This is a genomic window from Rhizobium sp. 22-785-1, from assembly GCF_053521965.1.
In genome coordinates this window covers 24628-50727 of the sequence record NZ_JBNWDI010000004.1, presented here as the reverse complement: position 1 = coordinate 50727, position 26100 = coordinate 24628, and the positions used below count along the sequence as shown (strand labels likewise).

General features: G+C 57.2%; 29 protein-coding genes and 1 tRNA gene. 18 read left to right on the top strand and 12 right to left on the bottom strand.

Going from position 1 to position 26100, the window contains the following annotated elements; genetic code table 11:
• Positions 1 to 274 precede the first annotated feature (274 nt).
• Positions 275 to 2893: an ATP-dependent chaperone ClpB gene (gene clpB / locus ACQZ5M_RS10055; protein ID WP_449079638.1), complete on the top strand. Its 2619-nt coding sequence runs from the start codon at positions 275 to 277 to the stop codon at positions 2891 to 2893.
• A 62-nt stretch (positions 2894 to 2955) separates the two neighbouring features.
• Here the strand turns inward: clpB and hpt are convergent, their stop codons facing one another.
• Positions 2956 to 3501, bottom strand: a complete 546-nt coding sequence (gene hpt, locus ACQZ5M_RS10050) for a hypoxanthine phosphoribosyltransferase (RefSeq protein WP_296099454.1) — start codon at positions 3499 to 3501, stop codon at positions 2956 to 2958.
• Between the two features lie 73 nt (positions 3502 to 3574).
• A complete protein-coding gene (locus ACQZ5M_RS10045) occupies positions 3575 to 4246 on the bottom strand; it encodes a hypothetical protein (protein ID WP_449079820.1) in 672 nt (223 codons plus the stop codon).
• A 198-nt stretch (positions 4247 to 4444) separates the two neighbouring features.
• Here ACQZ5M_RS10045 and ftsE point away from each other — a divergent pair, with 198 nt between their 5' ends.
• From ftsE to ACQZ5M_RS10025, 4 genes are all read left to right on the top strand, one after another.
• Positions 4445 to 5104 carry a cell division ATP-binding protein FtsE gene (ftsE, locus tag ACQZ5M_RS10040; RefSeq protein WP_296018044.1) on the top strand — a complete coding sequence of 220 codons (660 nt, stop codon included), beginning with the start codon at positions 4445 to 4447 and terminating at the stop codon, positions 5102 to 5104.
• Positions 5097 to 6098, top strand: coding sequence for a cell division protein FtsX (locus ACQZ5M_RS10035; RefSeq protein WP_296018042.1), 1002 nt, complete (start codon positions 5097 to 5099; stop codon positions 6096 to 6098). The genes ftsE and ACQZ5M_RS10035 overlap by 8 nt, the downstream gene beginning before the upstream one ends.
• A 64-nt stretch (positions 6099 to 6162) precedes the next feature.
• Positions 6163 to 6849, top strand: coding sequence for a YdcF family protein (locus ACQZ5M_RS10030; RefSeq protein WP_449079637.1), 687 nt, complete (start codon positions 6163 to 6165; stop codon positions 6847 to 6849).
• A gap of 138 nt (positions 6850 to 6987) precedes the next feature.
• Positions 6988 to 7776 carry a lysophospholipid acyltransferase family protein gene (locus ACQZ5M_RS10025; RefSeq protein ID WP_449079636.1) on the top strand — a complete coding sequence of 263 codons (789 nt, stop codon included), beginning with the start codon at positions 6988 to 6990 and terminating at the stop codon, positions 7774 to 7776.
• 3 nt (positions 7777 to 7779) lie between these two features.
• Here ACQZ5M_RS10025 and ACQZ5M_RS10020 read toward each other — a convergent pair whose 3' ends face one another.
• The 4 genes from ACQZ5M_RS10020 to ACQZ5M_RS10005 form a co-directional block, all read right to left on the bottom strand.
• Positions 7780 to 8820, bottom strand: coding sequence for an esterase-like activity of phytase family protein (locus tag ACQZ5M_RS10020; RefSeq protein ID WP_449079635.1), 1041 nt, complete (start codon positions 8818 to 8820; stop codon positions 7780 to 7782).
• Positions 8810 to 10717, bottom strand: a complete 1908-nt coding sequence (cobT, locus tag ACQZ5M_RS10015) for a cobaltochelatase subunit CobT (RefSeq protein ID WP_449079634.1) — start codon at positions 10715 to 10717, stop codon at positions 8810 to 8812. The genes ACQZ5M_RS10020 and cobT overlap by 11 nt, the downstream gene beginning before the upstream one ends.
• A 157-nt stretch (positions 10718 to 10874) precedes the next feature.
• Complete coding sequence (cobS, locus tag ACQZ5M_RS10010; protein ID WP_296018036.1) at positions 10875 to 11864, bottom strand: cobaltochelatase subunit CobS; 990 nt, start codon at positions 11862 to 11864, stop codon at positions 10875 to 10877.
• A 63-nt stretch (positions 11865 to 11927) separates the two neighbouring features.
• The gene (locus ACQZ5M_RS10005) at positions 11928 to 12554 is read right to left on the bottom strand and encodes a J domain-containing protein (RefSeq protein ID WP_296018033.1); all 627 of its coding nucleotides are present in this window, start codon (positions 12552 to 12554) and stop codon (positions 11928 to 11930) included.
• 111 nt (positions 12555 to 12665) lie between these two features.
• Here ACQZ5M_RS10005 and ACQZ5M_RS10000 point away from each other — a divergent pair, with 111 nt between their 5' ends.
• Entirely contained in the window at positions 12666 to 12947 is a 282-nt protein-coding gene (locus ACQZ5M_RS10000; RefSeq protein WP_296018031.1) for a BolA family protein, read from the top strand.
• A gap of 30 nt (positions 12948 to 12977) precedes the next feature.
• Here ACQZ5M_RS10000 and aroB read toward each other — a convergent pair whose 3' ends face one another.
• Together aroB and ACQZ5M_RS09990 are read right to left on the bottom strand one after the other, a co-directional pair.
• Complete coding sequence (gene aroB / locus ACQZ5M_RS09995) at positions 12978 to 14108, bottom strand: 3-dehydroquinate synthase (protein ID WP_449079633.1); 1131 nt, start codon at positions 14106 to 14108, stop codon at positions 12978 to 12980.
• A 4-nt stretch (positions 14109 to 14112) separates the two neighbouring features.
• The gene (locus tag ACQZ5M_RS09990; protein ID WP_296080093.1) at positions 14113 to 14694 is read right to left on the bottom strand and encodes a shikimate kinase; all 582 of its coding nucleotides are present in this window, start codon (positions 14692 to 14694) and stop codon (positions 14113 to 14115) included.
• 287 nt (positions 14695 to 14981) lie between these two features.
• Here ACQZ5M_RS09990 and ACQZ5M_RS09985 point away from each other — a divergent pair, with 287 nt between their 5' ends.
• The 5 genes from ACQZ5M_RS09985 to ACQZ5M_RS09965 all read left to right on the top strand — a co-directional run bounded on the left by ACQZ5M_RS09985 (position 14982) and on the right by ACQZ5M_RS09965 (position 18225).
• The gene (locus tag ACQZ5M_RS09985; protein ID WP_296037598.1) at positions 14982 to 15134 is read left to right on the top strand and encodes a hypothetical protein; all 153 of its coding nucleotides are present in this window, start codon (positions 14982 to 14984) and stop codon (positions 15132 to 15134) included.
• 24 nt (positions 15135 to 15158) lie between these two features.
• Positions 15159 to 16112 (top strand): site-specific tyrosine recombinase XerD, encoded by a 954-nt coding sequence (gene xerD, locus ACQZ5M_RS09980; protein ID WP_449079819.1) that lies wholly within the window; start codon positions 15159 to 15161, stop codon positions 16110 to 16112.
• Between the two features lie 63 nt (positions 16113 to 16175).
• Positions 16176 to 17129, top strand: a complete 954-nt coding sequence (locus ACQZ5M_RS09975) for an acetyl-CoA carboxylase carboxyltransferase subunit alpha (protein WP_449079632.1) — start codon at positions 16176 to 16178, stop codon at positions 17127 to 17129.
• A 374-nt stretch (positions 17130 to 17503) separates the two neighbouring features.
• The gene (locus ACQZ5M_RS09970; RefSeq protein WP_296022437.1) at positions 17504 to 17872 is read left to right on the top strand and encodes a hypothetical protein; all 369 of its coding nucleotides are present in this window, start codon (positions 17504 to 17506) and stop codon (positions 17870 to 17872) included.
• Entirely contained in the window at positions 17869 to 18225 is a 357-nt protein-coding gene (locus tag ACQZ5M_RS09965; RefSeq protein ID WP_296022436.1) for a DUF6693 family protein, read from the top strand. The genes ACQZ5M_RS09970 and ACQZ5M_RS09965 overlap by 4 nt, the downstream gene beginning before the upstream one ends.
• A gap of 181 nt (positions 18226 to 18406) precedes the next feature.
• Here ACQZ5M_RS09965 and ACQZ5M_RS09960 read toward each other — a convergent pair.
• Positions 18407 to 18491: transfer RNA gene (locus tag ACQZ5M_RS09960), tRNA-Leu, on the bottom strand.
• 229 nt (positions 18492 to 18720) lie between these two features.
• Here ACQZ5M_RS09960 and ACQZ5M_RS09955 point away from each other — a divergent pair.
• Positions 18721 to 19239, top strand: a complete 519-nt coding sequence (locus ACQZ5M_RS09955) for a disulfide bond formation protein B (protein ID WP_449079631.1) — start codon at positions 18721 to 18723, stop codon at positions 19237 to 19239.
• Positions 19240 to 19263: 24 nt separating this feature from the next.
• Here the strand turns inward: ACQZ5M_RS09955 and ACQZ5M_RS09950 are convergent, their stop codons facing one another.
• Both ACQZ5M_RS09950 and ACQZ5M_RS09945 read right to left on the bottom strand, forming a co-directional pair.
• The gene (locus tag ACQZ5M_RS09950; RefSeq protein WP_296022431.1) at positions 19264 to 19821 is read right to left on the bottom strand and encodes an HNH endonuclease; all 558 of its coding nucleotides are present in this window, start codon (positions 19819 to 19821) and stop codon (positions 19264 to 19266) included.
• Between the two features lie 99 nt (positions 19822 to 19920).
• Entirely contained in the window at positions 19921 to 20565 is a 645-nt protein-coding gene (locus ACQZ5M_RS09945) for a DNA-3-methyladenine glycosylase family protein (RefSeq protein ID WP_449079818.1), read from the bottom strand.
• Positions 20566 to 20619: 54 nt separating this feature from the next.
• On the opposite strand from ACQZ5M_RS09945, the gene gluQRS reads away from it, so the two are divergent.
• Positions 20620 to 21501 (top strand): tRNA glutamyl-Q(34) synthetase GluQRS, encoded by an 882-nt coding sequence (gene gluQRS, locus ACQZ5M_RS09940; RefSeq protein ID WP_449079630.1) that lies wholly within the window; start codon positions 20620 to 20622, stop codon positions 21499 to 21501.
• On the opposite strand, the gene ACQZ5M_RS09935 is transcribed toward gluQRS, so the two are convergent.
• A complete protein-coding gene (locus ACQZ5M_RS09935; protein ID WP_296022426.1) occupies positions 21472 to 22380 on the bottom strand; it encodes a YihY/virulence factor BrkB family protein in 909 nt (302 codons plus the stop codon). The two genes, gluQRS and ACQZ5M_RS09935, sit on opposite strands and share 30 nt — an antisense overlap.
• Positions 22381 to 22552: 172 nt before the next feature.
• Between ACQZ5M_RS09935 and ACQZ5M_RS09930 the strand changes: the two genes are divergently transcribed.
• The 5 genes from ACQZ5M_RS09930 (at position 22553) to ACQZ5M_RS09910 (ending at position 26077) form a co-directional block, all read left to right on the top strand.
• Entirely contained in the window at positions 22553 to 23386 is an 834-nt protein-coding gene (locus tag ACQZ5M_RS09930) for an SDR family oxidoreductase (RefSeq protein WP_449079629.1), read from the top strand.
• A gap of 169 nt (positions 23387 to 23555) precedes the next feature.
• Positions 23556 to 23753, top strand: coding sequence for a twin transmembrane helix small protein (locus tag ACQZ5M_RS09925; RefSeq protein WP_062423947.1), 198 nt, complete (start codon positions 23556 to 23558; stop codon positions 23751 to 23753).
• 1 nt (position 23754) lies between these two features.
• A complete protein-coding gene (locus ACQZ5M_RS09920) occupies positions 23755 to 24342 on the top strand; it encodes a cob(I)yrinic acid a,c-diamide adenosyltransferase (RefSeq protein ID WP_112360410.1) in 588 nt (195 codons plus the stop codon).
• Between the two features lie 29 nt (positions 24343 to 24371).
• The gene (locus ACQZ5M_RS09915) at positions 24372 to 25148 is read left to right on the top strand and encodes a rhomboid family intramembrane serine protease (protein WP_449079628.1); all 777 of its coding nucleotides are present in this window, start codon (positions 24372 to 24374) and stop codon (positions 25146 to 25148) included.
• Between the two features lie 182 nt (positions 25149 to 25330).
• On the top strand, positions 25331 to 26077 hold the full coding sequence (locus ACQZ5M_RS09910) for an electron transfer flavoprotein subunit beta/FixA family protein (RefSeq protein ID WP_296099403.1): 747 nt from the start codon (positions 25331 to 25333) through the stop codon (positions 26075 to 26077).
• Positions 26078 to 26100: the final 23 nt, after the last annotated feature.

The window sequence follows — 26100 nt, the reverse complement described above, 5'->3', positions numbered from 1 at the left end:
TTCTTGAACCTGTCGCTTCTGCGGCTCTCGCTCTTTGCCTTTTTACAGGCCGCAAATTTTTGCATGCGCAGTTGCCGCACGCTCTTTAAAGGCATGAAAACACCCACCATATCCTTGTCAAGCAAGCCGAGGCGATAATGTTCGCCAAGGCTTGACGGCATCTGCAAATCCAAAACGTACGATGTCGAAAAAGGGGTCTGCCGCTTACGGGGGCTCCAATCCCAACGTTCCGATCTGTGCCGAAAGCGGGCAGGCCGGCAAAGGAGGTTACGATATGAACATTGAAAAATACTCAGAGCGCGTGCGCGGATTTCTTCAATCCGCCCAGACCTATGCGCTGGCGCAGAACCATCAGCAGTTTGCTGCCGAACATGTCCTGAAAGCGCTGCTCGACGACGACCAGGGCATGGCGTCCTCGCTGATCGAACGTGCGGGCGGTAACGCCAAGGAAGCACGGCTTGCCAATGATGCCGCACTTGCAAAACTCCCCAAGGTTTCCGGCGGTAATGGCGGTCTTTCGCTGACGGCGCCGCTCGCAAAGGTGTTTGCAACCGCAGAAGATCTGTCCAAGAAGGCAGGCGACAGCTTCGTGACTGTCGAGCGCTTGCTTCAGGCTCTCGCCATTGAAACCTCTGCGTCGACATCGGCTTCGTTGAAGAAGGCTGGTGTCACGGCGCAGGCGCTCAATCAGGTCATCAACGATATCCGCAAGGGTAGAACGGCAGATAGTGCCAATGCCGAACAGGGCTTCGACGCGCTGAAGAAGTTCGCTCGCGACCTGACGGAGGAAGCACGCGAAGGCAGGCTCGACCCGGTGATTGGTCGCGATGACGAAATTCGGCGCACGATCCAGGTCTTGTCGCGCCGTACGAAGAACAATCCCGTTCTGATTGGTGAACCGGGCGTCGGTAAAACGGCGATTGCCGAGGGCTTGGCGCTACGCATCATCAATGGTGACGTGCCGGAAAGCCTCAAAGACAAGAAGCTGATGGCGCTCGACATGGGCGCGCTGATTGCCGGTGCAAAATATCGCGGCGAATTCGAAGAGCGTCTGAAGGCTGTCCTGAACGAGGTTCAGGCCGAAGCCGGCGGCATTATTCTCTTCATCGACGAAATGCACACGCTGGTCGGAGCAGGAAAGGCGGATGGCGCGATGGATGCGTCGAACCTTCTAAAGCCAGCCCTTGCCCGTGGCGAACTGCACTGCGTCGGCGCAACCACGCTGGATGAGTATCGCAAGCATGTGGAGAAGGATCCGGCCCTTGCCCGGCGCTTTCAGCCTGTCATCGTCGATGAACCGACGGTTGAGGATACGATCTCGATTCTGCGCGGTCTGAAGGAAAAATATGAGCAGCACCATAAGGTCCGCATCTCGGATTCGGCTCTGGTGGCGGCGGCTCAGCTTTCCAACCGCTATATCACCGATCGCTTCCTGCCAGACAAGGCAATCGACTTGATGGACGAAGCCGCATCGCGTCTTCGCATGCAGGTTGATTCCAAGCCGGAGGAACTGGACGAACTGGATCGTCGTATCATCCAGCTCAAGATCGAGCGCGAAGCCTTGAAGCAGGAGACGGATGCGTCCTCTGCTGATCGGCTGAAGAAGCTCGAAGATGAGTTGACCGACACTGAAGAGAAGGCCGATGCCCTGACGGCCCGTTGGCAGGCTGAGAAACAGAAACTCGGCCACGCAGCGGATCTGAAGAAGCAACTTGACGAAGCTCGCAACGAATTGGCGATTGCCCAGCGCAACGGTCAGTTCCAGCGTGCAGGTGAGTTGACCTATGGCATCATTCCGGGATTGGAAAAGGAACTGGCTGCGGCGGAAGAGCGCGATGGCAGCGGTGCAGCTTCCATGGTGCAGGAAGTGGTGACCGCGGACAATATCGCTCACGTCGTCTCTCGATGGACCGGCATTCCAGTCGATAAGATGCTGGAAGGTCAGCGTGAAAAGCTTCTGCGCATGGAAGACGAGCTCGGCAAGTCCGTGGTCGGCCAGGGTGAAGCGGTTCAGGCTGTATCGAAGGCAGTGCGCCGTGCGCGTGCCGGCCTACAGGACCCGAACCGTCCCATCGGCTCCTTCATCTTCCTCGGCCCAACGGGTGTGGGTAAGACGGAGCTGACGAAGGCTTTGGCACGTTTCCTTTTCGATGACGAAACCGCGATGGTTCGCCTCGACATGTCGGAATATATGGAGAAGCACTCCGTTGCCCGGCTGATCGGTGCGCCTCCCGGCTACGTCGGCTATGAAGAGGGTGGCGCATTGACGGAAGCGGTTCGCCGCCGTCCGTACCAGGTCGTTCTGTTCGACGAAATTGAGAAGGCGCATCCGGACGTCTTCAACGTGCTCTTGCAGGTGCTGGATGACGGTCGCTTGACCGATGGTCAGGGCCGCACGGTCGATTTCAAGAACACCATCATCATCATGACCTCGAACCTCGGTTCTGAGTTCCTGACACAGATGGGTGACAGCGACACGGTCGACTCTGTCCGCGAAATGGTGATGGAACGCGTGCGCGGTCATTTCCGCCCCGAGTTCCTGAACCGTATCGACGATATCATTCTCTTCCATCGCCTGCATCGCGATGAAATGGGTGCGATTGTCGATATCCAGCTTCGCCGCCTCGTATCGTTGCTGAGCGATCGCAAGATCACGCTCGATCTGGACGAGGATGCACGGATCTGGCTCGCCAACAAGGGTTATGATCCCGCCTATGGTGCGCGCCCGTTGAAGCGCGTCATTCAGAAGTCCGTTCAGGACAGGCTGGCCGAAATGATCCTCGGTGGCGAGGTTCCCGATGGTTCGACCGTCAAGGTGACCTCCGGTACCGACAGGCTCCTGTTCAAGGTCAGGCCAAATTTGGCGCGTGATGGCGTGGCAGACGCCGCCTGATATGATTAAGGGCTCCTTCGGGAGCCCTTTTTCGTTTCACTGTCCCCTGAACAGAGAAAGCGTTATTCCGCGTCGCCAGTGACGACGCCGACGAAAGGCAGTTCGCGGAACGCGTAAGCCACATCCATTCCGTAGCCGACGACGAAGTAATCGGGGCATTCGAAGCCGACGAAATCTGCCTCCAGATCTTCCTTCCGCTTGACCTTCTTGTCCAGCAGCACTGCGATGGACACGTTGTGAGCGCCACGCTCGTAAAGCAGTTCTTTGGCAAAGCGGAGTGTGCGGCCGGATTCGAGAATATCGTCGATCAGAAGAACGTCGCGATCCTTCACGTCGCTGTCGATATCCTTGACGATCTTTACGCCCTGCGAAACCGTGCCGGTGCCGTAGCTGGACAGTGTGATGAACTCGACTTCCGGGGCAAGGCCGCTGTCATGCAGTGCGCGGATCAAGTCGGCGGCGAAAATGAAGGAGCCCTTCAGCACCGCGATCACCAGCAGGTCCTTCGTTGGTCCCTGAGCAATATGCTTTGCCATATCCCGGTTGCGCTCGGCGATCTGGTCGGCGGTGTAAAGCGGCTCGATGTTTTTTCCACGAACGACGGGCATATCTTCTCCTGCATTGCTTCGCAGCCAGCGACAGTTTGCCGGCGGGTGGAATGAAGCGCGTGCGGTAGCACAGTCAGCGCGCGGACGCATCCGTTTCGACGAAGGAAAGCTTGATTTCGGGCGTTTTTCCACCGGGATAGCGCAGTTTTGCCGAAAAGCCGTGGCTGAGGCGGGGGCCAACTTCTTTCACGGGAGGCTCGATCAACATGCTGGCAACCTTCTCGCCTTTTGCCGCGAAGAGATCGGCGCGGATGGCAGGAATTTCCTGAATGTCGGCCGTGCTGTTTTCGACGATGCCGTTGATGACGAGCACTTCCATGCCGCCAGCGTCTTGTGGCGTGATGCTGACGTGGCTGATGGCTAGCGGTTCCGGCAAGGCGGCGATGGCTTGATGCTGCGTAGGAACAACCGAAAAGCCGCCGGACAGTATGAACATGCCAACCGCTGCGGCGGCGACCACCGCTGAGTATCCATCAACCGAAAGTGAGGAAAGCTTGCGATCGACCCATGCGATCATCGCCTGAAACGTGTCGACCGCGCCGACCGGCTTTACCTTGCCTTGTTGATAAACGGCGCGGCGATTATCGTTTCCATAGTCACGGTAAAGCGTTTCCTTTACCGTCACAAACTCGGCATCGATCGTCTCGTGCTGCACTCTCCCGCCGGTCTTCGGGCGAGGGGCGGGCATGTCCGGCATCAAAAGGTCGTAATCATGTGCCGTGTGGTTGCGGAATGGACGGAACATAGCCATGGAGTTCCCTTGGTCAGGTTTTCAGCCCGGGTGTTACCAGGCATTGAAAGGAATCTTGTCCAGTCGTAAATTTAATTGGTTAACGCTTCGCAAAGATTGCTTGCATCGTGCCGGGCTTCCGGCTGTTTGCAGTTGGCGCTAAGAAGCGGCGGAGCCGGTGCCGGGTCGGAAGAGAAAGAGACTGGAAAAACGTTGATCCATTTCGAAAATGTCGGGCTGCGTTATGGCATGGGACCTGAAATTCTAAGGGACATGACCTTCGATATTCCCAAAGGTTCTTTCCAGTTTCTGACCGGCCCATCGGGTGCGGGCAAGACGACGCTGCTGCGTTTGTTGCTGATGTCGCTGCAGCCGACGCGGGGTCACATCCGCATGTTCAACCGGGATATTTCGCGCATACCGCGTAGCGAACTTCCCATGCTGCGCCGGCGTGTCGGTATCGTTTTTCAGGATTTCCGTCTTCTCGACCACCTCACGACCTATGAGAATGTTGCGTTGCCCTTACGGGTTCGCGGCAAGGATGAGAGCGCCTATCGCAATGATGTGATCGAGTTGTTGAAGTGGGTTGGGCTTGGAGAGCGCGTCAACGTTCTTCCCGCCATTCTCTCCGGTGGTGAGAAGCAGCGTGCGGCCATTGCCCGCGCGTTGATGGACCAGCCGGAAATTCTCCTTGCCGATGAGCCGACAGGTAACGTCGATCCGCCGATGGCCAAGCGGCTCCTCAACCTCTTTCTCGAACTCAATAGGCTGGGGACTGCAGTCGTCATCGCAACGCATGATTTCGCTTTGATGGATCAGGTCGATGCTCGCCGGATGATTTTGACCGAAGGGCGGCTCGACATCTATGAATGAGATGACCCGTAAGACGCCGAATCCGAAAGCGCCGCCGCAAAGCGCGCCGCAGATGCGCATCCGCCCTATGGCGCCGATTCTTCCGCAGTCCAACATTCAAGGCAATGCGCTGATCGTCGTCATCGCCATCATGGCATTCCTCGCCTGTCTGACTCTTGGTGCCGTGAGCATGGTACGCGCCACCGCGGGTAGCTGGCAAAGCCAGATCTCGCGTGAGATCACCATTCAAATCAAGCCTGAAGAGGGGCTCGATATGAACGCGGCGCTTAACAAGGCTCGTAATCTTGCGCTGGGTTTCGTCGGCACGCGCGAAGGCACGATCATGGACGATGCCGCGACAAGCCGGCTTTTGGAGCCATGGCTTGGTTCGGGGCTCGATCTTTCCGAATTACCGGTGCCGCGTCTTGTCATCATCACCATCGATGAAAACAATCCGCCGGATTTCGAAGCCATGCGGGCAATGCTGAAAACCGAGATCCCGCAAGCCTTTCTGGACGACCACCGCACCTGGGTGGATCGTCTGGTCTCCATGGCCCATACCACCGTAATGATCGGGGTAGGTGTGCTGGTGCTCGTCTTTACCGCCATGGTGCTGACGGTGATCTTTGCCACACGCGGGGCACTGTCCGGCAATCGGCATATCGTTGAAGTACTACATTTCGTCGGCGCGGAGAGCGGCTTCGTTGCGCGCGAATTTCAGAAGCATTTTCTCAAGATCAGTCTTAAAGGATCGGGTGCCGGCAGCGCGGTGGCCGCGCTGGTGTTTCTTGCTGCGGGCTTCTGGCAATCGCGTTCGCTCGCCACGCCGCAAAGCGATCAGGCAACGGCCTTGTTCGGCACCTTTTCCGTCGGCTTCGAAGGTTATCTCGGTATCCTTGCCACCATGATCATCATTTCTCTGCTGACGACTGTAACGGCGCGGATGACAGTCATCCGCACGATTGACGAAATAGACCGTATCCGCTCAGACCCGTCGAAGAGCGAGGGCTTATAGGCGCTGATGGTGAGGCGGGCTACAACCGCCTGTTCCTTGCCATAGTCCGTGCATATGGTAACCCATGGAAATGAGTCGCATAGACCGGCACGATCATATGGATGATTCGCCGCGAAACCGTCTGTTTTCGCGGCGCGGTCGCCTGCGCCGCTTCGTGCGTATCGCCATACTTGTTTTTGTCGTGACTGCGGGCGCCGTGTTTGGCGGCTTTCTCTGGTTCGCCGATTCCGTTGCGACCATGCGTCCGCCGGAAGGCGCAAGGGCCGATGCGATCATCGTGCTCACCGGTGGATATCAGCGGATCGATCAGGCGGTCGGTCTGCTGCGCGACAAGGTAGGCAAGCGGCTCCTCATTTCCGGTGTCAACCCTTCGACGACGCGCGCGCAGATCAGAAAGATGACGCAAAGTTCTCCCGATCTCTTCGCCTGCTGTGTCGACATGGGCTACAAGGCGATCGACACCATCGGCAATGCCAATGAGGCCGCTGGGTGGATACGCGATAAGGGCTATACTTCCATCGTCGTCGTCACCAATAATTATCACATGCATCGCAGCCTGCATGAATTGAGAAGCGCCAGTCCCGATACCGAGTTCATCGCCTATCCGGTCATCAACTCGGATTTGAGCCGCACAAACTGGTTCGCCAATCCGGATGTTTTACGGACCATGATGTATGAATATGCGAAATTCGTCGTCGCCGCCCTTCGCGACCTGACCGGCATCGGCAAGGGCAACGGGCTTCGCGATTGAGGGCCTGATGGGCTATGTTTCAGGCGTTGCGGCGGATAGTTCTTGCTGCGCAGCACGAATTTCGTGTAGGCGTTGCCCATCTGCGCTGGCGTGAAGAGGCACCCGTCTTCGGCCCGAGCGCCCGGAGACGCCAGGTTCATGCTCAGACTACGTTCGGTTCTGTTCAATACGCTTTTTTACCTCAATTTGATCGTGCGGATGATCGTGCTGACGCCGATCTATTTCATCGTACCGCGCAAGCTCGCCTATGAGATTCCGAAGAACTGGGCACGGTCCAACCACTGGCTGATGAAGACGATCGTCGGAACGACATTCGAAGTGGATGGCCTTGAAAACATTCCTCAAACCGGCTGCATCTTCGCACCGAAGCACCAGTCTTTCTGGGACACCTATGCGCTGCTGCCGGATCTGAAAGACCCGGTCTATATTCTTAAACGCGAACTAATGTGGATTCCTCTGTTCGGCTGGTATGTCGCCAAGCAGCGCATGATACCCGTCAACCGTGCAGCGCGCGGCAAGGCGATGCTGAAGGTCATGGACCGTGCCAAGGAGGAGATGGCCAAGGGCCGTGAACTTATCATCTATCCCGAGGGCACGAGGCGTCCTCCCGGTGCAGAACCGGAATATCGTTATGGTATTGCACGTCTCTACCGCGATCTTAAAGTGCCTGTCGTGCCCGTTGCAATGCATCCAGGCCTCTTCTGGCCGCGCCGCTCCACCATGCGCTATCCCGGCCATTTCAAGGTGCGCATCTTGCCCCCGATCCAGCCTGGTCTCGATCCCGATACCTTTTTCAAGACATTGATCGAGGTCACGGAGAGGGCAAGCGACGAGTTGTTGATCGAGACGGCGCGCAGCAATCCAGACCTACCCATGCCGCCGACGGCGCAAAAGCGGCTGGCCGAGCTCGGTTTTTCCCGGGGCTGAAAATCAGTCCAGCTTGAATTCCAGCATCAGGTTGCGCTGGAGGAAAGAGCGATTGTCATCGGACACGACGATGATGTGCGTCGATCCATCTTGCTGGACCAATACATCCATGCCCTCCATATTGTCGATCTGGTAGGATGGCCCGGCTTCGATCAACGTTTCGCCATCCACGACGGCGCCTGGACGAATATCCTGGCCAGCAATGCGGCGGATGCGCATACCGATCCCTTCGCTCAGATTGAAGCGTCGCTCCAATAGAAGCAAATCGCCATTGGGTAAGAAAGCTCCGTCGGTCACGGCAAAAGACCCATGCCGCTTTACGGAAAAAAGGCCCTTCAACGGTCCTTCCAGAATAGCAGCGAAGAGGTCACCATCTTGATCCATGCTGTCTTCCGCCACGGCAACCAGGGCCCCTTTCAGGGATGAGTTTTCCGGCGAGGCGACAAGCGTCTCCAGTCCGCCATTGCGACGAAGCTCGCTGTTCGGAATGAGGTGGGGGAGCCGACCCCGCGGCTTCGCCTCGGCCAGATCGTGATCCGGATAAATGCCAATCCGGTGGAATTGTTCGTAGCTGACATAGAGCCGGTCGCCGCGAAGCGCCAATCCCTCGGCATCCATATCCACTTTTTTACGAGCCGTGTTGCCGCTCTCGTTTAGCATCGGGTGGATGCTAAGATGCGTGACGCCGGAAAGTGCGCCTGTTGTGACATCGCGCTGGATTTTTCCGGTCATCCAGTGGCCGGTGTCCAAAACTGCGACGAAACTGCGCTGATCGGGCCGGAAGCGGATGCTCGAAATCGCACCGAACTGGGAATCGGATGATCGAAGTGTCATGCCGCCGAGAAATTCCAGTTTACCGAAGCGCTTTTCAGTCGATCCAAGAAGGAAATCCCGGATCGGTGTGGCTGTGACAGGTAGATCGGGTGCGGAAGCACCAATTGTAGCCGGGGTCAGACCGACGAGTGTGAAGCCCAATGCTGCAAGGATCGACCTCGAAGATCGACGGGGGCGAACACCCCCGCCAAGACGTGTCTTATCCCGCACGGCGCATCCTGCCGGAGGAATTGGCCGAGCTTGCGCTTTTATCTTCGAAAAGAGCCGCCAGCTGCTCGGTCATGGCGCCAGCCAATTCGTCCGCGTCGACAATGGTCACGGCGCGACGATAGTAGCGCGTGACGTCGTGGCCAATGCCGATGGCGAGAAGCTCGACCGGGGAACGCGTTTCGATCTGTTCGATCACGGCGCGCAGGTGCCGCTCCAGATAGTTGCCCGGATTGACAGAAAGGGTCGAGTCGTCCACCGGCGCGCCATCGGAGATCATCATCATGATCTTGCGTTGCTCCGGCCTGTTGATCAACCGGTTATGCGCCCACATCAACGCTTCGCCATCGATGTTTTCCTTGAGCAAGCCTTCGCGCATCATCAGACCGAGATTGTTTCGCGCACGGCGCCAGGGCGCATCGGCGCTCTTGTAGATGATGTGTCGCAGATCGTTGAGGCGACCGGGCGAAGGTGGCTTACCATTAGCCAGCCACTGCTCGCGCGACTGTCCGCCCTTCCAGGCCTTGGTTGTAAAGCCGAGAATTTCGACTTTCACGCCCGAACGCTCCAGAGTGCGCGCCAGAATATCGGCACATGTTGCGGCGACTGTGATCGGGCGTCCTCGCATCGAGCCGGAATTGTCGATGACGAGCGAAACGACCGTGTCGCGAAATTTCGTATCGCGTTCCTTCTTGAAGGAAAGCGGCTGCATCGGGTCGATGATGAGACGTACGAGCCGAGCCGGATCGAGGTATCCCTCTTCCAGATCGAAATCCCAGGAGCGATTCTGCTGCGCCATCAGGCGGCGTTGCAGACGGTTCGCCAAGCGCCCGACCGCTCCTTGAAGATGCGCCAGCTGCTTGTCGAGGAAGGCGCGCAAACGATCGAGCTCCGCTTCGTCGCAAAGCTCTTCGGCGTGGATTTCCTCGTCGAATTCCTGGGTGAAGATGCGGTAATCCACCTTCTCGTTGAAATCGTCAAACGGGCTATTGGGACGGCGGGTCTCTCCGGGCGTTTCTGACTCATCGTCGAGATCGTCGGACATTTCGTCCTCCGACATCTCTGCGCCATCCATCTCGCCGTCTTCCATCTGCTCCTGAGAGGCTTCGCTCTCTTCGGCAGGGGCTGCATCGGAGCCGGCCTCTTCCTCGACCTGCTCTTCCTGCTGCTCGTTGCTGCGCGGCTGGTCTTCGTCGGATTCGGCCTCCTGCGATTCCGGCTCGTCATTCTCGTCGCCAAAATCCTCTGCCATCTGCATGGATGTCAGCATTTTGCGCACAAGCTTGGAAAAGGCTTTCTGATCCTCAATGACGGAGGACAGGTCTTTCAGGTCGCCGGACGCCTTGTCTTCGATGAAGGAACGCCAGACATCGAGAATTTTGCCAGCACTTTCCGGTGGCTTCTCGCCCGTCAGCTTCTCGCGCACCAGAAGGGCCACAGCCTCGGCGATCGGCGCGTCTTCCTGGCTGTTGATGGTGCCGAAGTTGGCCTTGGCATATTTCTCCGTGTTCATCGCACGGATATTGTTCGCCATGCCGGGCATGCGCAGTGCGCCAATGGACTCAACACGCGCCTGTTCCACGGCATCGAATATCTGCCGTGCATCGGCGCCTTGCGGCGACATCGTCGCATGCACATCGCTATCGTGGCATGCAAGGCGAAGCGCCATGGAATCACCAAGCCCGCGGGTGATCGCCACTTCCTGCGCCGTCGGCTTCTTGGAGATTTCAGGCAGACGCATACGCTCGCCAGCAAGACCCGGGCGCTCATTGGCGAAGACCACTTCGACTTCAGAGCTGCCCGCCACTGAGCGCACGCAGCCAGTAATGGCCTGACGCAACGGCTCAGTGTCGATCACCGTGCCGGATTTGGGTCTCGAATTGTCGCCGCGCGCTGCCATGGTCTTTCCTGTCGATTCTGAACGCTCCGCGCAGGCATTATGCCTTGCGCGCGGAAGCGTCTTCGTCTTCATGCATTGGGAGCAACTTCAAACGCAAAGCCGAGCGTGGTTTCGCGTAAGGCCGCTCCAGCGATCTTCCCGGCTCCCGCTGGAAGGATCAGGCGCTGAGAACGATGTTCGCAGCACTTTCCTTGAGCTCGACACCGAAGGCGCGCTGGTACTGTTCTGCCACCAGCGTCCGCTCCAGCTCATCGCACTTGTTGAGGAAGGTGACGCGGAAGGCGAAAGCGAGATCACCGAAGATTTCTGCGTTTTCTGCCCAGGTGATGACGGTACGCGGGCTCATGACGGTGGAGAGATCGCCATTGATGAAGGCCGAGCGCGTGAGATCGGCAACGCGCACCATCTTCGATGCGGTTTCGCGGCCCTTATCGTTGTCTAGGCTCTTTACCTTTGCGACGATGATGTTCACTTCCTGCTCATGCGGCAGGTAGTTCAGCGTGGTGACGATAGACCAGCGGTCCATCTGCGCCTGGTTGATCTGCTGGGTACCATGATAAAGGCCTGTCGTGTCGCCAAGGCCAACGGTGTTGGCGGTTGCGAAAATGCGGAAAGCCGGGTGAGGGCGGATGACACGGCTCTGGTCGAGCAGCGTCAGGCGGCCGGATGATTCCAGAACGCGCTGGATCACGAACATGACGTCCGGGCGCCCGGCATCGTATTCGTCGAAGACGAGCGCGACATTGTGCTGGTAGGCCCAGGGCAGAATGCCATCCTTGAATTCGGTTACCTGCTTGCCATCCTTCAAGACGATGGCGTCCTTACCGACGAGATCGATACGGCTGACATGGCTGTCGAGGTTGACGCGCACGCAGGGCCAATTGAGGCGCGCTGCGACCTGTTCGATATGGGTGGATTTACCCGTGCCGTGGAAGCCAGACACCATGACACGTCGGTTATGAGCAAAGCCTGCAAGGATCGCCAGCGTCGTATCGCGGTCGAAAAGATAGTCGGGATCTAGATCGGGCACATAGGCGTCACCCTGGCTGTAAGCCGGGACCCGCAGATCCGTATCGATACCGAAGACCTCACGGACAGAAACAGTCGTATCCGGAAGGTTGGTAATATCAAGGTCAATTTTGCTCATCACGTCTCCAAGGCGGGTAGCAACCACCCGGCCACATCTTCATAAGGCAATTACCAAAAGGGCTTAGCAGAAACCCGATTGCTTTAACAATTGGTAGGCTTGAATGACAGCCCGAAAACGCTCTTCCGAACCGCGATCGCCACCATTAGCATCAGGATGGTGCTTTTTGACAAGCTCCTTATAACGCCGTTTTATGTCATCCTGCTTCGCGCCAGCCTCAAGTCCCAGCGTATCGAATGCCTTCGCCTCGAGCGTTTTCAGCTTTCTGTCTGGCTGGACGCGTTGCCCGCCTGCCTTGCCATCGCCAAAACCGTTGGCGAAGCCGAAAGGATCCCGGATGCGCGCGTTTGCCGCACCTGAGCGCAGGGTGGAGTGAAGCGGGCTGTCTCGTGCGGTCTTGTTCACCCCAACCGTCCATGTCGGGCGGTGGCCGGTGATCGCTTCCTTCTGATAGCGGGCAATCTCGCTGTCGGACAGGCCGGAGAAGTAGTTGTAGCCCTTGTTGTAATCTTTCACATGTTCGAAGCAGAACATGAAGAATTGACCTTCGGCATTGCGACCGACGGGTGCGCGGTGATTGCCGGGCTTGTCGCATCCGTCCCACTGACACACGGGGGCCTGAGCCTCCGGCGGTTGCTCTCTTTTGCGACGCGTACGGATGCGGTCGAAATATTTCGAATCCAGTTTCATGATATCCTGATTATGGTGCGCAAAAGCGCACACAACAAGAATTGACAAAGCGGAATGTTACAGGCTTTTAGGGAGCCCCTTCAACAACGCGACAATCAGGAGATGGATGCCATGTCCTTGCGCCAAAGCATGGAAAACAAGCTGCGAGACGCATTTTCGCCGGACCGCCTGAATGTCATTGATGAAAGTCACATGCATGCCGGGCACCAGCCCGATATAACCGGCACAGGCGAGACGCACATGCGTATTCAGATAGTGTCCGAGCAGTTTTCCGGCAAGTCTCGCGTGGACCGCCACCGTGCAATTAATGGCCTTCTGAAGCCCGAACTGGATGCCGGCCTGCACGCACTTGCCATCGAAGCCGCAGCGCCGGGCGAGCCGACGCGGTTCTGATCGGATAACGCGTCTATCGCCGCTGCGGCGTCAGCCGGGATGCTTTTCCGACAGGAAGCTCTGAACCTCGGACGCAGCCACATCATCCGCCACAAAAGACTGGCCGATGCCGCGGGTAAGGATGAAGGTGAGCTTACCGCCCTTGACCTTCTTGTCCTGAGCGATCGCCGCCATCAGCGTTTCGACCGGCGGAAGCTGGCCGGGAATATCCTTCATCGATGTGGGCAGACCGACTGCCTTCAGATGGGCTTCGACGCGGTTTGCATCATCCGGGCTTGCGAGATTCATGCGAGACGAGAAGTGGTGTGCCAGCACCATGCCGATGGCAACGCCTTCGCCGTGGACCAGGCGCTCGCTGTTATATTCCGTTGCCGCTTCCAAAGCGTGGCCGAAGGTGTGGCCGAGGTTCAAAAGGGCGCGAACGCCGTTTTCCTTCTCATCCGCCACCACCACGTCGGATTTTGCCTGGCAGCTCGTGGCGATCGCTTGGATTCGGGCAGGCCCGCCTGTCTCGATCTCTGCCCAGTTCTTCTCCAGCCAGGCGAAGAATTCCGGCTTGTCGATCAGGCCGTATTTGACCACTTCGGCATAGCCTGCTCGAAATTCGCGTGGGCTCAACGTATCGAGTACTGCAGTATCGGCCAGAACCAGATCCGGCTGGTGGAAGACTCCCACGAGGTTCTTGCCATGGCGGCTGTTGATGCCGGTCTTGCCGCCAACGGAGGAATCGACCTGCGCCAGAAGCGAGGTCGGAATCTGCACGAAGCGTATACCGCGGCGCACAATGCCGGCGGCGAAGCCAGCCAGGTCGCCGATGACGCCGCCGCCGAGCGCTATGACGGCATCGTTTCGCTCGATCCGCGCGGCAAGGATCGCATCGCACACCGTTACGAGATGCTCGAAGCTCTTGGTCTTCTCGCCTGCGGGTAGCGTCAGCGATACGGCCTCGATACCATCCGTCTGCAGGCCGTCCATCAGGGTTTCGAGATAGAGTGGGGCCACATGCTCATCAGTAATGATGGCGGCCCGCTTACCCTTCAGCCGTGAGGAAATTTCCCCTCCGGCACGGCCAATCAGGCCTGGCCCGATAAGAATATCATAGGCGCGTTCACCCAGCGGAACATGAACAAGGCGCTCGTCGGTCTGGATGGCAGAGGGCATGGAATCAGGCTTTCCTGGTAAGGCTGGCGATGGCTTCAAGAACTTCCGTCGTGATGATGTCCTTGCGAACATCCCGCGATTCGATGGTGATATCGGCTTCGCGATAGATCGGATACCGCTTCTCCATCAGCGCTGCGAGCGTCGCCTTCGGGTTCTCGGTTTTCAACAGTGGACGATGATCGCGCTTGTTGACGCGCTCCCACAGAATTTCGAGATCGGCCTTCAGCCAGAGAGAGACGCCGCCACGCTTGATATGCCTGCGGGTATTCTCGTTGATGAAGGCTCCGCCGCCGGTGGAAACGACCTTCGGACCGCCGCGCAAAAGCCGCTTGATGACCCGCGTTTCCAACGCGCGAAATTCGTCCTCACCGTAAGTGGCGAAAAGCTCCGAAATCGTCATGCGCGACACACGCTCGATCTCATCGTCGGTATCGACGAAAGGGACCCTCATCTGCTGTGCCGCCGACCTGCCGATGGCGGATTTGCCAGCACCCATCAGCCCGACAAAGACGAGATTGCGCCTGCCGAGTGCGGCGCGTGCTTTCTCGCCTAAGCTCTGGGGAACGGATAAGTTGATTTCGCTCATGTATGATGGCCCATTTGGCTTCGGTATCTTCAAATGTTTACCAAGCGTCAAGCCAAATCGCGCCTTATAGGCATGTCGCGCAAAAGTGTGCAGCGGTTTTGCGATAACGACATGCGATGAAACAAGAACCTAAAGCCTAAAGCGCGAACCTGAAAGATGACGGCGCGCTTTAGGCGAGAGAAATCGCCTGACCGGATGACGTCGATTGTCATGCGCAAGGCCAGCGACGCCATGTCCTTGCCAAGATGTTTTTAGAGGCAAGGCTGACCAAGCGCAGCGGAGTGACAATGCCCACCCTTTTCCGTTTCATCTTCATCCTGGCGGCCATCGCAGGCATCGTTTACGGAAGCATGGTGTCGCTCGTCACGCTGGTGAAGCCGCGTGAGCGGGAAGTAACCGTGCGCATTCCATCCGAACGCTTGAATCCTCCAACCCCTTGAGGAGCGGGTAGCCCGATGGCTGGAATGTCTCGCCAGGATCATGCAAGGCTTGAAGGCTTTCTGGAGATGATGAGCGCCGAGCGGGGTGCTGCAACCAACACACTTGCCGCCTATGAGCGCGATCTTGCCGACGTGATGGAGTTTCTCTCTTCTCGGCACGCATCTTTGACGGAGGCCACGACGGGGGACCTTTCCGCCTACCTTGCCTATCTCGCCACCCAGGGTTTTGCCGCGTCGTCGCAAGCAAGACGCCTGTCCTCGCTTCGCCAATTCTACAGGTTTCTTTATTCGGAAGGTGTTCGGAGCGACGATCCGACGGGAATACTCGATGCGCCGCGCAAAGGCCGCGCTCTCCCCAAGACCATGAGCGTCGCCAACGTGACTGCGCTACTGGCGCAGGCAGCTGAGGAGGCAGAACAGGAAGGGCCGGGGCAACTGTCACGCATCCGCATGCATCTTTTGCTGGAACTGCTCTATGCCACAGGCATGCGGGTGAGCGAGCTTGTCTCTCTTCCCGCCAAAGTATTGCGCCACGAAGGCCGGTTTCTGATGATCCGCGGCAAGGGCAACAAGGATCGCGTCGTCCTGCTGTCGCGTGCAGCCATCGACGCGATGGAAAAATATGACGCGGGCCGCAAGGCGCTTGCACCAAAGAACCAGTCGCAGGGAGAAAGTCCCTGGTTGTTTCCCTCCGTCAGCAAGGAGGGGCATCTGCCGCGTCAGGTGTTCGCCCGCGATTTGAAAGATATCGCCATCCGCGCCGGGTTGACGCCATCGGCGGTCTCGCCGCACGTGTTACGGCACGCCTTTGCCAGCCATCTTTTGCAGAATGGGGCGGATCTGCGCGCCGTGCAGGAACTGCTTGGTCATTCGGACATTTCCACGACACAAATATACACGCATGTGCTGGAAGAACGCCTTCAAGAGCTGGTACAAACGCACCACCCTCTTGCCAAACAGGGCAAAAACCTTGATTAGAGCGACCGGAACCGCCGGGAGACCCCGGTCAAACCTTGCGCAAAACGATCGGAAACGGATCTCATGCTCAGCTATCTCGACTTCGAAAAACCCATTTCGGACCTGGAAGGCAAGATTCTCGAACTGAAGAAACTGGCCACCGAAGATGAGAGCATAGATACGTCCGAGGAAATTTCGCGCCTGGAATCCCGTGTCAATGACGCGATGCAGGATATCTATTCCAAGCTGAATGCCTGGCAGAAGACGCAGGTTGCACGTCACCCGCAGCGGCCCCACTTCATCGATTACGCCAGCACACTTTTCACCGATTTCACACCGCTTGCCGGCGACCGCAAATTTGCCGAAGATGCCGCCATTCAGGCAGGTCTTGGCCGTTTCAACGGTCAGCCAGTCGCCATCATCGGTCAGGAAAAGGGCAACGACACGAAGTCGCGTCTCAAGCACAATTTCGGCAGCCCGCGTCCTGAAGGGTACCGCAAGGCGATCCGCGTTCTGGAACTGGCCGACCGTTTCTCCCTGCCTGTTGTCACTTTGATTGACACAGCTGGTGCCTATCCAGGTGTAGGTGCTGAAGAGCGCGGCCAGGCAGAAGCGATCGCGCGTTCGACCGAAATGTGCCTCAACATCAAGGTGCCGATCGTATCCGTTGTCATCGGCGAAGGCGGATCCGGCGGCGCTATCGCGATTGCCACAGGGAATCGCGTCTACATGCTGGAGCATGCGATCTACTCCGTGATTTCGCCCGAAGGGGCAGCTTCCATTCTTTGGCGCGACTCGACTCGCGCCAAGGAAGCCGCAACCAACATGAAAATCACCTCCGATGATCTGAAGGCGCTCGGTGTTATTGACGGCATCATCAAAGAGCCGATCGGTGGCGCGCATCGCGATCCGGCGGGTGTCATTGCTGCAACCGGCAAGACGATCGATTCCGCATTGAAAGAACTCACGGCGCAATCCGGAAGTCAGTTACGCGCCGAACGCCGCCAGAAGTTCCTGGACATCGGACGTAGTCTGTAACTCCGCCAAAAGTGCTGTTCTGATCAAACGCGCGCCGCAGGCGCGCCTTTTTCGATATGGCGCATACGCTTAGGAAGCATGGCATTAGCTTCCTGATGCAGATCAGATTTCGATAAAAGTCATGATCTCGGGCATGTCGGGCGAAGTAAACGATCGTCCGCGTAGAACCATCTTGGTAATCGCGGAAGGCGTTTCGAGCCGTTCTTCTAAATCACAGCAACGCTATCGCGCTAATCGAAGGTAGATTTTGACCGTCCTTGATGTGCGCCGTGGATGATCTGAAACTTAACCTAGTAAATTCTTGACTCCACCGCGATCTTACGTTGTATCGTTGCCCTGGGACGTAGGGGCGTCTCAAAGGGGAAAAGGATATCATGAAGAAGATCGTGACGTTGCTGGTTGCAGGACTGGCCTTGACCGCCTGCGCGAAAAGACCAGACGCCATTGTGCCGGTCGACGTGCCTATGGCGGCCTATAGCAACATGGACTGTCAGGCGTTGGCTCAGGAATATCTGAAGGAGCAGAATGCCCTTTTCGCCGTATCCAAACAACAGAACGACGCCGCGACCGGCGATGCTTTCGGCGTCTTCCTGATCGGTGTTCCCATGTCCAGTACGTTCGGTGGTGACAAAGAAGGTCAAGTCGCCGTCACAAAGGGCAAGGTCAATGCAATTGAAGCAAACCTCAGAAGCAAGGGCTGCAATGTCCCGGCTTATACCAAACCGGGAAGTCGGAAGTCATGACCGATATCGTGTCCTCAGGCAGCCGCAGGGGCAGGCTCAAGTGCTCGTTCAGTGCGGTCGAGGCAATCGGAAGCGTTGTCCTGTGGTTCATCCTGACGATTGTGACCTTAGGTTTGGCGCTTCTCGTTTTTCCGTACTATTTAAATCGCGCCGTCTTGAACAAAACGGAAGTTCTCGATGGCTCAGGTCGGGCGATCGGTAGGCTCAACTGCACCTTCAATATCGGCCACTCCATCGGCCATCTCCTCATCTGGCTGATTCTTATTCTCGTAACATTCGGCCTGGCGAGCTTTTTATACGTCTATCGTGTGCTTCGGGTTGTTCTCAACGAGACGGCGATCGAATATTATTGATGCCGATGGCAGAGGAATAGCACAGCGGGGCAGTTTTCTGCCTCGCCCATCAGTCAACAAGCCTCGTTTTATGTCTTAAAAGTGCTGCTAAATAAAATTGCGAGGAATCCCACGTCAACGCCGATCTAGCTATTCTCGCCAGCTACACAGCGCATTGCTCTAAATGGTTGGGAAAAGCTAATGGTGCCCCTTGCCGGAATCGAACCAGCACTCCTTTCGGAACCTGATTTTGAGTCAGGCGCGTCTACCAATTCCGCCAAAGGGGCAAATCCGAAGCGTGTCGATTGGTATGCGGCGGACTATACGAACCGCGGGTCTTTGGTCAACCTGTTTTTGCTGAAAAGTGTGTTTCACGAAACTTTGTTTTGGCGCTTCAAACTGGGCGGCTCCGAGGATTGCAGTCTGGCGCGGGCTGGATTAGAGCGATGGTGGTCCCGCCTTATTTTCCACCTGTTCAAGTGGTTTCAAAAATCTCCGAAGTTGTGAAGGACGATCATGACCTATGTAGCCTCAGTAGAAAAAAGCCGTGCTGTTTCGGCGGTGCTCGTCACTGCGGGTATGATCTTCACCGTGGGGTCGGCGCTCGGTTTCCAGCATATTGGCGGCTACACGCCCTGCGCCCTTTGTCTGTTGCAGCGTGATCCGTATTATTACGCCATTCCAATGGGTATTCTCGCCATTATTGCCAGCGTCTTCAAGCTGCCGGTGGCGCTGACGCGGGTTCTGCTCGTTTTGATCGGTGTGGCCATGCTGATTGGGCTTGGACTTGGTGTGTATCATTCCGGCGTTGAATGGGGTTTCTGGCCTGGCCCGACGACATGCGCAACAGGCGCCCCGTCGATCACGACAGATGCGGGCAATCTTCTGAGTGATCTTAATGCCATCAAAGCGCCGTCCTGTAACGAGGCAGCGCTTAGAGTTCTGGGGCTTTCCTTCGCAGGATGGAATGTGATTGCGAGTGCGGTGCTTGCGGGCATCGCCTTCTGGGGAGCAAGCCATAATAGCGCCCGATAAGGAGAAATTGCAGTCCTTGGAAAATCAGGGCTGCAGTTCGGTATCCCAGTAGAGATAGTCCACCCAGCTCTCATGCAGATAATTCGGCGGGAAGAGCCGCCCGTTATTGTGCAGATCCTGAACCGTTGGCTGATAGGGATGCTGATGCGGGAACATGCCTGCCTGCTTAGGCAGCTTGCTGCCCTTTTTCAGATTGCAGGGCGAGCAGGCGGCCACGACATTGTGCCATGTGGTCTCTCCGCCGTGGGCGCGAGGGATGACATGGTCGAATGTCAGGTCATCGCGCGATCCGCAATATTGGCATTCAAACTTGTCGCGAAGAAACACGTTGAAGCGGGTGAAGGCGGGATTTCGCGTTGGCTGCACATAGGTTTTGAGGCTGACGACGCTCGGCAGTCGCATCGAAAAGCTCGGTGAGCATACCGCCTGATCGTATTCCGCGATGATGTTCACACGGTCAAGAAAGACTGCCTTGATCGCGTCCTGCCAGGACCAGAGCGACAAGGGATAGTAACTCAGCGGCCTATAGTCTGCGTTCAGTACGAGCGCCGGCAGGGCCTGTGGTGAAACTGCAATCGTCAAGGGATTCTCCTGATCGATTCGGCATCTGCATCTGTATATTAGGTCCGTTGTTACAGGATTGTGAAGCCTCTAAATGAAGCGTCAAAAGAAAGGCGGATTTCAGGCAATCGGCAAGGCATTGCGCCGCGTGACGGATGCGTAATAGGCCCAGAAAAGACGCGCTGCGACCGACCGCCACGGAGACCAGATGCGCGCTCTTTCCGTCAGTTCTGCCTTTCCAGGACGGACATCGAGCGCGAAGGCGTGCCTCACGGCGGCCTGAAGCGCGACGTCGCCTGTCGGGAAAATGTCCGCATGCCCACCGCAGAACATCAGATAAACTTCCGCAGTCCATGGACCGATGCCTTTCAACGCGGTCAATTTCTGCATCGCGATCGACGCTTCCAAGCGGGTGATCCCGGCAAGGTCGAGTTCACCCGTGGCGACGGTGGCGGCCAGCAACAGAAGCGTCGCTTTCTTGGCATTCGATAGGCCGAAGCTTGAAAGTTTTGCTTCATCCAGGCTCAAAAAATGCTCGGCCGTGACGTCAGCCATGCCGGCCTTCATCCGGCGCCAGATGGCATCGGCGCTGGCGCGAGACACCATCTGGGAAACCACGATGTGCGCAAGCCCGGAAAAGCCCGCCTCGGTGCGGCGTAGAGGAATGTCGCCTGCGCATGCAATCACAGGCTCCAGCCGCGGGTCGGCAAGACGAAGTGCTGCGATGCCTTCCTCGATATCCGCCATCGAGCTTACGATCCTCATCGCGTCATCGAAGCTCACGATGACAACAGGCTGGCAAACATGGCAGAAAGCATCATGACTTCACCTCTTCGTCAAAATTCCGTCTATCGCTTCGCGCCCAGTCCCAACGGGCCTCTGCATCTGGGGCACGCGCTGTCTGCTTTCCTGAACTATGATATGGCGCTTGCACAAGGGGGGCAGTTCCTGCTGCGGATCGAAGATATCGATCTGACGCGCTGCACGCCTGCATTCGAACAGAGGATCTACGAGGATCTGTCTTGGCTTGGGTTGAAGTGGCCGCAACCCGTCCGGCGGCAGTCAGATCATCTCTCACACTATCGCGAAACGCTCGACCGGCTCATTCACATGGGTCTGGTCTATCCTGCTTTTATGAGCCGGAGCGAAATCAAAGCTTTCGTGATGGAGTACGAAAGAACGGGCTCCGCGTGGCTGCGCGATCCGGATGGTGCTCCGCTCTATCCGCCACTGGACAAGCGCCGCGCTCTACACGAGGTAGAGGCGTTGCTTGCTTCCGGGGTGAAACATGCATGGCGGCTCGATATGGAGAAGGCGCTAGCCAAAGTCGGTAAGCCGTTGACCTGGAACGAACTGGGGCAGGGAAGCGAAATGACGATCGAGGCCGACCCGGGGGCATGGGGAGATGTGGTGCTGTCGCGTTCAGATGCGCCGTCGAGCTATCACCTGTCTGTCGTCATCGACGATGCGCTGCAAGGCGTGACTCAGGTGGTTCGCGGGCTGGATCTGTTTCACGCCACCTCGGTACATCGACTTATCCAGAGGCTTCTCGATCTGCCGGCGCCAGACTACAGTCACCATCGCCTTATTGTGGGGCCGGATGGACGCAAGCTTTCCAAAAGCGAAGGCAGCACGGGGCTATCGACCCTGCGTCAGCAGGGGCATACGCCCTTAGATGTCCGCCGCCTCGTCGGCCTCTAGCGCTTGCCTAAGGCTCCCGGTGCGGATGCCGACCTTCACCACCCGGCGCACACGGTATTTCATCAGCGCCGCATTCACTTCAGCGCCCAACATGAAAATGACCCCGACCATATAAAGAAATACCAGCACGATCATTACAGAGGCCAGACCTGCATATGTCGCGGCATAATTGGCGAAGGTTGCGAGATAGTAGGCAAAGATAGCAGCACCGATGATCCAGAAAATCATCGTCAGCAGAATACCCGGCAGTACGTCCCAAAGTTTACGACGGCCCGCTGGCAGCCAAAGATGAGCGGCAACGAGGCCCATAGTCAGGACGACGATCGTTCCATAGAGGCCGAGATTGGACACCAGCTGCAGAACTTCGGTCAAAAGCGGGGAGCGGGTTTCGACGAATTTCAATGCAACGGGAACGGCGACCAGCACGATGCTGATGCCGGTAAAGACGACTACGGCCAGTACCACGTAGAAGAGGCTGAGCAGACGGGTAACATACCACCAGCGTGTTTCCGTCACGCGGTAGGCGCGGTTCAACGAGATGCGGATCGCCTCCACGCCATTGGAGGCAAAATACGCCGCCGCCAGAACCGAGATGGTCAGAAGTCCGCCGCGCGGTATCGTCAAAACCTGCTGTACCTGCGCCGCCAACGGTCCGGCGATCGCTTCCGGCCAGGTATCGAAAATGAGATGGACGGCTGTTTCTGAAAACTGGTCCGCTCCGAGAAAGCTGGCCAATGCAGTGCCGAAAATCAGAAAAGGAAAAAGCGCCAGCAGGCCAGACAGCGCCACGTGGCTTGCCATCGCCCAGCCGTCATCCTCGGCAAAATGAATATAGGCGTCGAAGGCAACTTTGCGGGCGAGGCTTAAAGCGGCAGCCATGTCACCTCCTTGATCAGCATTTCATTCGTAGGGTGCAATGAAATATGGGAAATGGGTTTTGATTTGTATAGCGCCTGAGACCGACCATCGGTTCCATTTCACCGCAAAGAATTGTGCGCTATTCAACGGGACGCAAACTTCCTTATCTTCATCGTGAATTGTCGAGGAACTCATGTCTGAAAAGCCGGTCATCATCATCACCGGATGTTCAACCGGAATCGGCGCTCATTGCGCGGGCGCGCTTCACCACGATGGCTGGCGGGTCTTCGCCACCGTGCGCAGAACGCAGGATATGGCGCAACTGGAGGCGTTCGGCATCGAAGCGCTGCTTATGGATTATACCAGACCGAAGAATATTGCAGCCCTGGTCGATGAGGTCGCATCCCGCACGGACGGACGCATCGATGCGCTGTTCAACAACGGGGCATATGGGCAGGCCGGCGCGGTGGAAGATATTTCGGTCGAGGTTCTACGCCAGCAATTCGAAACCAACGTTTTTGGCTGGCATGACCTGACCTGCCGTGTGATTCCATTCATGCGCAGACGAGGGCAGGGACGAATCGTCCATTGCTCTTCCATCCTCGGTCTGGTGCCTTATCGATATCGCGGCGCGTACACCGCGTCGAAATTCGCTCTTGAAGGACTTGGGATAACGCTGCGCATGGAGCTTGAAGGTAGTGGCATTCATGTCAGCCTCATCGAGCCCGGACCGATCTCCTCGAATTTTACGTCTACCGCCTTGAAACATATCAGGGCCAATATCGATGTCGAGAGCTCTTTTCATGCCGAGGAATACCGAAGACAGCTCGCCCGGTTGGACGGTAGCGGACCGGTTAACAAGCATAAGCTTGGACCGGAAGCCGTCTACAAGGAGCTACGACATGCGCTGACGGCTCGCCGTCCGAAACCGCATTACATCATAACGGCTCCGGCAAAGCAGGGTATGTTACTGAAGCGACTTCTACCGGCATCTCTATTTTACAGACTTCTTCGCAAGTTCGACTAGCTAAGTCGACGTTTCATCCGTTAGAACCGGAGCAGTTGGTTTGGAGTCCGAAGCGTGTCGCGATCCGCAGATTCGCTCTCTTCATGCTTTCGATTTTGTTTTGTCGCATGCCGCTATCGCAAGGCCACTGAATAGTTTTGCGCGGATCATGCTCTAGGGAGGCAACGAGATGTCGAGCTTTACCACCGTTCTTGCGGTCATCGTCATGGGGCTGGTTGTGCTGGTTCTCATCCGCGGCCTGTTCAACATGCTCAAGGGCACCGACGCCAACCGTTCCAACCAATTGATGCAGCTGAGACTGATCTTGCAGGCGGTTGCCATCGTCTTGATCATGCTGACCTTGTGGCTCACAGGAGGTGGACGCTGATATGGTAAAGCTCAACAAGATTTATACTCGCACCGGTGACGATGGTACGACCGCGTTGGTCTCCGGCCCGCGCCGGGCGAAATATGATCTGCGCGTCGAAAGCTATGGTGACGTGGACGAGACCAATTCGGTCATCGGCATGGCGCGGCTACATACCGCCGATTTGACCGAACTCGATGCGATGCTGTTTCGCATTCAGAACGATCTTTTCGATCTTGGGGCCGATTTGGCCACACCCGATGATGGTAAGCCTTTGTCTTACGAGCCATTGAGGATCGTCGAATCGCAGGTCACCCGCATCGAAAAGGAGATCGATGCTTTGAACGACACGCTGTCGGCTCTCACCTCCTTCGTGCTGCCCGGCGGCTCGGCCGCGGCGGCGCATCTGCATCTGGCGCGCACGGTGTCGAGACGCGCGGAGCGCCGGATGGTGGAGCTTGCGAAGATGGAAGACGAGATCGTCAGCCCAGCGGCATTGAAATACATCAACCGCCTGTCCGATTTCCTCTTCGTTGCCGCGCGTTTCGCCAATCATAATGCGGACGCGATCAAGGCGGATGTTCTGTGGGTGCCGGGCAAGAACCGCTGAGTTGAGCGTAAAAGCAGAGGTCGCATTCCATGTTCATCCCGCTGCATGATGCGAACTCGCTGAAGCACATCAAGCTGCAATATGTGACGGTGTCGCTGATCGGCATCAACATTCTCGTCTGGCTGGTCGTTGGCGCATTTTCAAGTGAGCAGCAGGCAAGCGCTGCGGTGCTGGGGCTAGGTTTCATTCCCGCCGTTCTGTTCGACTATGCTTCGCTCGACCCTGCGCTGGTATTGGTGCCGAAGGATGCGACGATCTTTACCTATGCGTTCCTGCATCTGAGCTTTTGGCACCTCGCCTCGAACATGGTGTTTCTCTGGGTGTTCGGCGACAATGTCGAAGATGCGTTCGGCCATCTCGGCTTCCTGATCTTCTATCTTGCCTGCGCCGCCGCCGGTGCGCTGCTTCACGGGTTCATCGCGCCACAGTCCCAAGGTCCACTGATCGGAGCATCGGGTGCGGTTTCCGGCGTGGTGGCCGCTTATCTTCTGCTGCATCCGCGCGTGTGGGTCTGGGTGCTGGTCTTCATGCGCATTCCGGTGCCGCTTCCAGCCTTCATTCCTCTGGCACTATGGGTTGGCCAGCAATTCGTCATGCTGCTCTTGAGCCCGGAAGAAAGCGTCTCCTGGGCTGCACATGTAGGAGGTATTCTGACGGGGGCGATCCTTGTTGTTTTCTTTCGTCGAAGCGGCGTTCCACTGTTTGACCGGACACTGGTTACGCCGCGGGCGGTTCAGCACAAAAATCAGGGGCTGCAAGACGCTGGCGTGTCGCAAACGGAACGGCCATCCGATAGTATTCCGTGAAAATTATTCTGAGAGCGAGTATTTACGTTCACGTCAACGTAAGATATTTCGTGAGTGCATGGCGTCATGAGCATTGTTCCGTTGATCTCATTGGAAAAATGCGTATCCATGGCTCAACTTGATTGTCAGGAGGACCGTTGGCGCGCGCGCTTTAATGGTCAGGAGTTGAAAGAAGGCTGCCGATGAAGATTCTTGTCCCAGTGAAGCGTGTGGTGGACTACAACGTGAAGATCCGCGTTAAGGCGGATGGCTCCGGTGTAGAGCTTGCCAACGTCAAGATGTCGATGAACCCTTTCGACGAAATCTCCGTCGAGGAAGCCCTGCGCCTGAAAGAGGCTGGTAAGGCCGAGGAAGTGATCGTCGTGTCCATCGGCCCTGCAAAGGCTGAAGAGACGCTCCGCACCGCACTGGCCATGGGCGCCGACCGGGCGATTCTGATCGAAACCGACGAAACGGTAGAGCCGCTATCGGTTGCCAAGCTGTTGAAGGGCGTGGTCGAGGCGGAAAATCCCGGCCTCGTTATCGTAGGCAAGCAGGCGATCGATGACGATTCCAACCAGACCGGCCAGATGCTGGCAGCGCTCCTGGGATGGGGCCAAGGCACCTTCGCCTCCAAGGTCGAGCCGTCCGACGGCAAGGTTGCTGTCACCCGCGAAGTGGATGGTGGTCTGCAGACTGTCGATCTCAAGCTTCCGGCAGTCGTTACCACCGACCTTCGCCTCAACGAACCGCGTTATGCGTCGTTGCCGAACATCATGAAGGCCAAGAAGAAGCCGCTCGACAAAAAGTCGCCAGCCGATTTTGGCGTGGATATTGCTCCGCGCCTCAAGGTTCTGAAGACCGAGGAACCCGCTGGCCGCAAGGCAGGCGTCAAGGTCGGTTCTGTTGGCGAACTGGTGTCGAAGCTCAAAGCTGACGGCGTCCTCTAAGGAAAGCGAAAGGGAGATAAACC